This window comes from Lysobacter enzymogenes (assembly GCF_900106525.1).
Classification (GTDB): domain Bacteria; phylum Pseudomonadota; class Gammaproteobacteria; order Xanthomonadales; family Xanthomonadaceae; genus Lysobacter; species Lysobacter enzymogenes.
Window position 1 is genome coordinate 418831 of record NZ_FNOG01000002.1, and the last position, 8939, is coordinate 427769.

Genomic DNA, 8939 nt, shown 5'->3' on the forward strand with positions numbered 1-8939 from the left:
GAAAAGCGGGCCTGCGGGCCCGCTTTTTCTTTGTCCGGGTTGAGGCCGAATGGGCGGCTTCGCCCAACGCAACGTCGCGTCGAGCGCCACGCGAAGAGCCGAAACCAGCAGCCGCCACGGGCCGAAGATGCGGCGCTGGCGACCGCCATCCGCACCTGCCGCAACGGCTTAACCGCGGCTCAATCCGGCCGCCGCGCCCTCACGCGGCGGCGACGCCGGCGCTCACATGATCCCTGCGCACTCCATTCCAGTGCGTTCCATTCCCTTCGAGGAGGCAGGCCATGTTCGGCGGCATCATTTCCACGATCATCATCGGCGCGGTCATCGGCATCCTCGCGCGTTTCTTCAAACCCGGCGCCGATCCGATGGGTTGGATCCTGACCATTCTGCTCGGCATCGCCGGCGCTTATGTCGGCAGCCTGATCTACGGCGGCGGCGGCTTCATCGGCCTGATCGTGTCGGTGGTCTGCGCGATCGTGCTGTTGTTCTTGTACGAGTTCATCCGCAGCAAGTCGGCGAAGAGCTGAGTCCTGGTTTTCCTGTCGTATGCGCGAACGCCCCGGCCTGTGCCGGGGCGTTCGTTTTTGCGGGCGGTGGTTGCGCCGAACATCGGCAGTTGCGGGGTTCGTCGTGGTTGCATTGGCGCGGTCGCGGCTTGCGCCGCTCCTGCAGGGAGCCCATGCAGGAGCGATGCGGGCGCGAAGCCGCGACCAAGCGTCAACCGCGCAAGAAGTCGACCACGCGCTGGGCCAATGCCTGCGGATCGTCTTCCAGCGTGGCCAGATGCAGCTCCGGCGATTCCGGGGCTTCGTACGGCGAGTCGATGCCGGTGAAGTTGGGAATCTTGCCGGCGCGCGCCTTCGCGTACAGGCCCTTGACGTCGCGGCGCTCGGCTTCCTGCAGCGGCGTGTCGACGAACACTTCGACGAATTCGCCGGCGCCGAACAGCTCGCGCGCGAGTTCGCGCTCGGCCCGGAACGGCGAGATGAAGCTCACCAGCACGATCAGGCCGGCGTCGGTCATCAGCTTGGCCACTTCGGCGACGCGGCGGATGTTCTCGACCCGATCGGCGTCGGTGAAGCCCAGGTCCTTGTTCAAGCCGTGGCGGACGTTGTCGCCGTCGAGGATGAAGGTGTGGTGGCCGAGCGCGTGCAGTTGCTTGTCGACCAGATTGGCGATGGTCGACTTGCCCGAGCCCGACAGGCCGGTGAACCACACGCAGCGCGGTGTCTGCCGCTTGGCCTGGGCGCGCGCGGCCTTGTCGACGTCGACCGGTTGCCAGTGGATGTTCTCGGCGCGGCGCAGGGCGAAGTCGAGCGTGCCGGCGGCGACGGTGGCGTTGGTCTGGCGGTCGATCAGGACGAAGCTGCCGAGCTCGCGGTTGTCGCGATAGGCCTCGAACGCGATCGGCTGGTCCAGGCCGAGGTTGCACCAGGCCACTTCGTTGAGTTCGAGCCGGCGCGCGGCCAGCTGGGCCTGGGTGTTGACGTCGATCTTGTGCTTGATCTCGGTGACGCTGGCGGTGACCGTGCGCGCGCCGATCTTCAGCCAGTACGAACGGCCCGGCAGCAGCGGAGTCGCATCCATCCAAAGAAGGTGCGCGGCGAACTGGTCGGCCACCTGCGCCGGCTGCGCGGCGCCGGCGATCACGTCGCCGCGGCTGATGTCGAGTTCGTCGGCCAGGGTCAGCGTCACCGCCTGCCCCGCCGTCGCCTGCGCCAGATCGCCGTCGGCGGTGACGATGCGCTGCACGCGCGAGCGCCGGCCCGACGGCAGGGCGACGATCTCGTCGCCGGGACGCACGCGGCCGGCGGAGATCGTGCCGGCGAAGCCGCGGAAATCCTGGTGCGGGCGGTTGACCCACTGCACCGGCAGGCGCAGGCCCAGGTCGGCGGCGTCGCGGCCGACATCGACGGTTTCCAGATGTTCGAGCACGCTCGGCCCGCGGTACCACGGCGTGGCCGCCGAGCGCGTGGTGAGGTTGTCGCCGTTGAGCGCCGACAGCGGCACCGCCTGCACGTGCTCGATGCCGAGCTTGGCCGCCAGTTCGCGGTATTCGCCGACGATGCGCTCGAACACGTCCGGGTCGAAGCCGACCAGGTCCATCTTGTTGACCGCCAGCACCACGTGGCGGATGCCCAGCAGGGACACGATGTAGCTGTGGCGGCGGGTCTGGGTCAGCAGGCCCTTGCGCGCGTCGACCAGCACCACCGCCAGATCGGCGGTGGACGCGCCGGTGGCCATGTTGCGGGTGTACTGCTCGTGGCCGGGGCAGTCGGCGACGATGAACTTGCGCCGCTCGGTGCCGAAGTAGCGGTAGGCCACGTCGATGGTGATGCCCTGCTCGCGCTCGGCGGCGAGGCCGTCGACCAGCAGCGCGAAGTCGATCTCGCCGTTGCGCGTGCCATGACGGCGGCTGTCGGCGTCGAGCGCCGCCAGCTGGTCTTCGAACAGGCGTTGGGTGTCGTGCAGCAGGCGCCCGATCAGGGTGCTCTTGCCGTCGTCGACGCTGCCGCAGGTGATGAAGCGCAGCAGGCTCTTGCTTTCGTGCTGCTTCAGGTAATCGGCGACGGCGTCGCCGGCCGAATGCGGGATACGCGCTTCGGGGTTCAGCGCGACGACGCTGCCGCCGGCTTTCTCGAACCCGTCCTTGCGCTGCCCGTCGCCCACGTCGCTACGCTCCGCCTTGGCCGATCCCGAATCCAGAATCCCGATATCCGCGCTCATCAGAAGTAGCCCTCTTGCTTCTTGCGCTCCATCGAGGCGGACGGATCGTGGTCGATCATGCGGCCCTGGCGTTCGGAGGTGGTGGCGACCAGCATCTCGGCGATGATCTTCTCCAGCGTGTCGGCTTCCGACTCGATCGCGCCGGTGAGCGGATAGCAGCCCAGGGTGCGGAAGCGCACATCGCGCAGCTGCGGGGTTTCGCCCGCGCGCAGCGGCAGGCGCTCGTCGTCGACCAGGATCAGCGCGCCGTCGCGCTCGACCACCGGGCGTTTGGCGGCGAAATACAGCGACGGCACCGGGATGCGCTCGCGGTAGATGTACAGCCACACGTCGAGCTCGGTCCAGTTCGAGATCGGGAACACCCGCACGCTCTCGCCGGCATGGATGCGGGTGTTGTAGAGGTTCCACAGCTCGGGGCGCTGGTTCTTCGGATCCCAGCGGTGCTGCGGATTGCGGAACGAGAAGATGCGCTCCTTGGCCCGCGATTTTTCCTCGTCGCGGCGCGCGCCGCCGATGGCGGCGTCGAACTTGTTCCAGTCCAGCGCCTGCTTGAGCGCCTGGGTCTTCATCACGTCGGTGTGCACGGCCGCGCCGTGGCTGACCGGGCCGATGCCCTGGGCCAGGCCGTCGGGGTTCATGTGCACGCGCAGGTCGACGCCGGTCTCGGCGGCGCGGCGGTCGCGGAAGGCGATCATCTCGCGGAACTTCCAGCCGGTGTCCACGTGCAGCAGCGGGATCGGCGGGCGCGCGGGATAGAACGCCTTGAGCAGCAGGTGCAGCAACACCGAGCTGTCCTTGCCGATGGAATAGAGCATCACCGGGTTGCGGAACTCGGCGGCGACCTCGCGCAGGATGTGGATGCTCTCGGCTTCGAGCCGGTCGAGATGGCTCAGCGCCTGGGCCAGCGGCGTGGCGTTGTCGGAGACGGGGTCGAAGGCAGCGCTCGGTACGGGTGACGCACTCATCGCAAAGGGGCTCGCTCGCCGCGTTCCTGGTAAGGCGGAGCGACGCGGCGGCGCCCGGCCTGCGAATTAGGATCCGATTCCATGGACGCCTGCGCGGCGGCCCAGCATGCATGGAATCACAATGTCGGTTGTCTGTCGCGCCGGCTGCGCCGGGCGAGGCGGTGCAAATGAGAACCCGGTCGCGTCCGATGGGCGCGCGGCCGGGCCGCAGTTACGAATGCGCCCTGCCCCGCGCCGGAGTGCGAACCCGGTCGCATTGCGGCCGCCCGCGACGACCCGAATCGGGGCGCGCCGCGGGCTCCGCCTTGGATCGCATTAGAAATCCCCCCGGATTCGGGGAGAAATGAACGCAAGGCATTAACGAATAACCGAGCATCCTTTCCGCGCGCCCGGCGCGCGCTCGTAGCCTGCGGACTCCAAAGCCACACGCAGACCCGCCACCGTGCCTGCCGCCGCCCCGTCCGCCCTCGCGTCCGCCCCCGCCCTGCTCGCCGCGCCGTTGCCGGCCGACCGGCTGGATTCGCTCGCCCGCCTCACCGACGGCCTGGACCGCGACAGCCTGTGGTGGTTGTCCGGCTACGCCGCCGGCCTGGCCCGCTCGGGCCTGACGCCCACGCCGATCGCCGCGGCCCTGGCCCCGGAAGCCGCGCCCGAAGCGCGCAGCGGCGAGCGCCTGACCGTGGTCTACGGCAGCCAGACCGGCAACGCCAAGCGCCTGGCCGAACAGCTGGCCGCGCAGGCCGAGGCCGCCGGCCTGGGCGTGCGCCTGCTGCGCGCCGACGCCTACCCGACCCGCGAACTCAAGAACGAGCGCCTGCTGTACCTGGTGGTCAGCACCCAGGGCGACGGCGATCCCTCCGACGATGCGCGCGGCCTGATCGAGTTCATCGCCGGCAAGCGCGCGCCCCAGCTCAAGGGCGTGCACTACGCAGTGCTCGGACTGGGCGATTCGAGCTATCCGCAGTTCTGCGCGATCGGCGCCAGGCTCGACGCGCGCCTGGCCGAACTCGGCGCCACCCGCGCCTTCGCCCGCGGCGACGCCGACCTGGACATCGAAACCGTGTCCGGCCCGTGGCTGCAGCAGGCGCTGGTCCAGGCCAGGGAAGCCCTGAAGCCGGCCGCCGCGCACCTGGCCACGGTCACGCCGCTGCGGCCGATCGCGCCAGCAGCGCCCGCCCATCACCGCGACGCGCCGTTCGCCGCCGAGCTGATCGGCAACCGCCGCCTGATCGCCCGCGCCAGCAGCGCGCGCGGCGCGGTGGTCGCCGACAAGGACATCCGCCACATCGAGCTGTCGCTGGAGGATTCCGGCCTGCACTACCAGCCCGGCGATGCGCTCGGCCTGTGGCCGCGCAATCCGCCCGCGCTGGTGCAGGCGGTGCTGGAGACGCTGCAGCTCGACGGCGACGCCGCGGTCGCGCACGCCGGCCAGAGCCTGCCGCTGCGCCAGTGGCTCAGCGAGAAGCGCGAACTGACCAAGCTGGCGCGCCCGTTCGTGGCCAGCCACGCCGCGCACGCGCGCAGCGACGAGCTCAACCGCCTGCTGGCGCCCGACCAATCCGCCGCGCTGGCGCAGTTGCTGGCGGGCACCCAGGTGATCGACCTGCTGCAGCGCTTCGACGGCGCCTGGTCGGCCGAGGAACTGGTCGCCGCGCTGCGGCCGCTGACCCCGCGTCTGTATTCCATCGCCTCCAGCCAGAAGGCGGTCGGCGAGGAAGCGCATCTGACCGTGGCCCACGTCGAATACATCAACGAACTCGGCACGCGCTGGGGCGCGGCCTCGCACCAGCTCGCCGGCGCCGAAGAAGGCGAGCGCCTGCCGGTGTTCATCGAGCACAACGAGCGCTTCCGCCTGCCCGCCGACGGCAGCCGCGACATCGTCATGATCGGCCCCGGCACCGGCGTCGCGCCGTTCCGCGGCTTCGTCCAGGATCGCGCCGCCGACGGCGCATCGGGCCGCAACTGGCTGCTGTTCGGCAACCCGCATTTCCGCACCGACTTCCTCTACCAGACCGAATGGCAGGCGGCGCTGAAGTCCGGCCAGCTGCACCGGCTGGACCTGGCGTTCTCGCGCGACCAGGCGCACAAGGTCTACGTCCAGCACCGCCTGCGCGAACACGGCCGCGAACTCTACGACTGGCTGCAGAACGGCGCCCACCTGTACGTCTGCGGCGACGCCACGCGCATGGCCAAGGACGTGCACGCCGCGCTGCTGGCGGCGATCGCCGAACACGGCGGCCGCGGCGCGGAAGCGGCCGAGGAATATCTCAACGATCTGCAACAACAAGGGCGCTACGCCCGGGATGTCTACTGATGTACGCCGTCGCTGTCCGCTGGTCGGAACATTACTTTGTCGAACCGCGCCGCACGTCGCAGGCCGGTGCGGCGGTTGTGGAGTCTACTGAGCGTCGCGGGACGTTCGGCCTTGCGCCCGCAACGATTGCCCCGGCAGTCCGGATGGAGCGCGATTCCCGCGCCGCCGCACACCAGCGCGCCGCTCAGAGCGCGCCGACGTCGTCGGGACGCGCTCCGTTCGGGCTGCAACTTGCGCTGCCGTGCGCGCCCGCACTCGGCGGAGCGCCGGCATGAGCGCGCATTCGGTCGAAGACATCAAGCTCGCCAGCGCGCGCCTGCGCGGCAGCCTGCTGGAAAGCCTGGCCAACCCGCTGACCGGCGCGCTCAACGAGGACGACCAGACCCTCATCAAGTACCACGGCAGCTACCAGCAGGACGACCGCGACGTGCGCGAAGAGCGCCGCGTGGCCAAGCTGGAGCCGGCCTACAGCTTCATGATCCGCACCCGCACCCCGGGCGGCGTGGTCACGCCGGAGCAGTGGCTCAAGCTCGACTCCATCGCCACCCGCTTCGCCGAGCGCGGCCTGCGCATCACCACGCGCCAGGCGTTCCAGTACCACGGCGTGATCAAGACCGAGCTCAAGTCCACCATGCAGGCGATCAACGCCGCGCTGCTGGACACCCTGGCGGCCTGCGGCGACGTCAACCGCAACGTCGCGGTGGCGGCCAATCCGCAGATCTCGGCCAGCCACGCGCAGGTATTCGCGCAGGCCGCGGCGCTGTCGGAGCATCTGCTGCCCAACACCCGCGCCTATTACGAAATCTGGCTCGACGAGGAACGCGTGGCCGGCAGCGGCAGCGAGGACGAGCCGGTCTACGGCCAGGCCTACCTGCCGCGCAAGTTCAAGATCGGCTTCGCGATCCCGCCGTACAACGACGTCGATGTATTCGCCCAGGATCTGGGCTACATCGCCGTCATCGAAGACGGGGAACTGCGCGGCTACAACGTCACCGTCGGCGGCGGCATGGGCGCGACCCACGGCGATCCGGAAACCTACCCGCGCGTCGGCGACGTGATCGGCTTCGTCACTCCGGACCAGGTGATCCCGGTCGGCGTGGCGGTAGTCACCGCCCAGCGCGATTTCGGCAATCGCCAGGTGCGCAAGCGCGCGCGGCTCAAGTACACCATCGACGACCGCGGCCTGGACTGGTTCAAGTCGGAAGTCGAACGGCGCGCCGGTTTCACTCTCCTTCCGGCGCGTCCGTTCGCCTTCCGCCACAACGGCGACCGCTTCGGCTGGGTCGACGGCGACGACGGCCGCGCGCACCTGACCCTGCGCATTCCGGCCGGGCGCATCGTCGACGGCGCGCTCGACGGCCGCGGCGAGGCGCTGACCCACCTCAGCGGCCTGCGCGAGATCGCCGAGTTGTTGCTCGACGCCGAAGGTTCGCAGTTCCGCATGACCCCGAATCAGAACCTGACCATCGCCGGCGTGCCCGCGGCGCTGCGCGAGCGCGTCGATGCGCTGGTCGCCCAGCACGGCCTGGACGGCTACCGCAGCGCCAGTCCGGTGCGGCGCAACGCCCTGGCCTGCGTGGCGCTGCCGACCTGCGCGCTGGCGATGGCCGAGGCCGAACGTTATCTGCCCGATTTCGTCGGCGAGGTCGAACGGCTGCTGCAGCGCCACGCCATCCCCGATGCGTCGATCAACCTGCGCATCAGCGGTTGCCCGAACGGTTGCTCGCGCCCGTACCTGGGCGAGATCGCTTTGGTCGGCAAGGCGCCGGGCCGCTACAACCTGATGCTCGGCGCCGATCATCGCGGCCAGCGCTTGAACACGCTGTACCGCGAGAACATCAGCGAAGCCGAGATCGCCGCGGCGCTGGACCCGTTGTTCGGCGCCTACGCCGCGCAGCGCGAAGGCGACGAAGGCTTCGGCGATTACCTGGTGCGCAGCCTGGTCGTCAGCATTCCCTACCCCACGCCCACCGGCATCCCCATCGCCCTCGTCGCAGAGACACACGCATGAGCGCCCCGACCGATCCCGTCACCGCCGCCGAATCCCCGCGCGCGCTGGCCGAACTCAACGCCTGGCTGGCGACGCAAAGCGCCGAGCAGCGGGTGGCCTGGGCGCTGGAGAACACCGCCGGCGAGCACGCGCTGTCGTCGAGCTTCGGCGCGCAATCGGCGGTGTCGCTGCACATGGTGACCCGGCAGGCGCCGCGGACGCCGGTGATCGTGGTCGATACCGGCTATCTGTTCCCCGAGACCTACCGCTTCATCGACGAACTCGGCGATCGCCTGTCGCTGAACCTGAAGGTGTACCGCCCGCAGATCGGCGTGGCCTGGATGGAAGCGCGCTTCGGCAAGCTGTGGGAACAGGGGCTGGAAGGGATCGAGCGCTACAACCGCATGCGCAAGGTCGAACCGATGCAGCGCGCGCTCGGCGAGCTGGGCGTGCGCACCTGGATCGCCGGCCTGCGCCGCAGCCAGTCCGGCAGCCGCGCCAACCTGGATTTCCTGCAGATCAAGGACGGCCGCTGGAAGCTGCACCCGCTGGCCGACTGGAGCGACCGCGACGTGTGGCAGTACCTGCAGACGCACGACCTGCCGTATCACCCGTTGTGGCACGACGGCTACGTGTCGATCGGCGACGTGCACACCACCCGCCGGCTGGAACCGGGCATGCGCGAGGAAGACACCCGTTTCTTCGGCCTCAAGCGCGAATGCGGCCTGCATTTCGACAGCGAGCCGGCGCAGGAAAACCAGGCGGCTTGAGCGCGACTGCGGGAACGCAACTGCGACGCAACTGCGACGCAGCTTTCGACGCGAGCGGATCGCCCGCGGTCGCGGCTTGCGCCGCTCCTACAGGTAGATCGCGCAGCGACGCTGCGACTCGCAACCATTCGCACTGTCGCCGAAGCCCCTGTAGGAGCGGCGCGAGCCGCGAC

Annotated in this window: 6 protein-coding genes; 4 read left to right on the forward strand and 2 right to left on the reverse strand. The window is 69.7% G+C overall.

Translation table 11 applies throughout. From position 1 onward, the window contains the following. Positions 1-281: 281 nt before the first annotated feature. Positions 282-527: a GlsB/YeaQ/YmgE family stress response membrane protein gene (locus tag BLU84_RS06090; protein ID WP_074864048.1), complete on the forward strand. Its 246-nt coding sequence runs from the start codon at positions 282-284 to the stop codon at positions 525-527. Positions 528-717: 190 nt separating this feature from the next. Here the strand turns inward: BLU84_RS06090 and cysN are convergent, their stop codons facing one another. Further along, positions 718-2727 (reverse strand): sulfate adenylyltransferase subunit CysN, encoded by a 2010-nt coding sequence (cysN, locus tag BLU84_RS06095; protein ID WP_074864050.1) that lies wholly within the window; start codon positions 2725-2727, stop codon positions 718-720. After that, on the reverse strand, positions 2727-3692 hold the full coding sequence (gene cysD, locus BLU84_RS06100) for a sulfate adenylyltransferase subunit CysD (RefSeq protein ID WP_083382361.1): 966 nt from the start codon (positions 3690-3692) through the stop codon (positions 2727-2729). Before cysD ends, cysN begins: the two co-directional genes overlap by 1 nt. 442 nt (positions 3693-4134) lie before the next feature. Between cysD and BLU84_RS06105 the strand changes: the two genes are divergently transcribed. The 3 genes from BLU84_RS06105 to BLU84_RS06115 all read left to right on the forward strand — a co-directional run bounded on the left by BLU84_RS06105 (position 4135) and on the right by BLU84_RS06115 (position 8766). Next, positions 4135-6006 (forward strand): assimilatory sulfite reductase (NADPH) flavoprotein subunit, encoded by a 1872-nt coding sequence (locus BLU84_RS06105; RefSeq protein ID WP_074864052.1) that lies wholly within the window; start codon positions 4135-4137, stop codon positions 6004-6006. Positions 6007-6277: 271 nt separating this feature from the next. Beyond that, a complete protein-coding gene (gene cysI / locus BLU84_RS06110) occupies positions 6278-8017 on the forward strand; it encodes an assimilatory sulfite reductase (NADPH) hemoprotein subunit (protein ID WP_074864054.1) in 1740 nt (579 codons plus the stop codon). Further along, the gene (locus BLU84_RS06115) at positions 8014-8766 is read left to right on the forward strand and encodes a phosphoadenylyl-sulfate reductase (protein WP_074864056.1); all 753 of its coding nucleotides are present in this window, start codon (positions 8014-8016) and stop codon (positions 8764-8766) included. Before cysI ends, BLU84_RS06115 begins: the two co-directional genes overlap by 4 nt. The last annotated feature ends 173 nt before the right edge of the window (positions 8767-8939 follow it).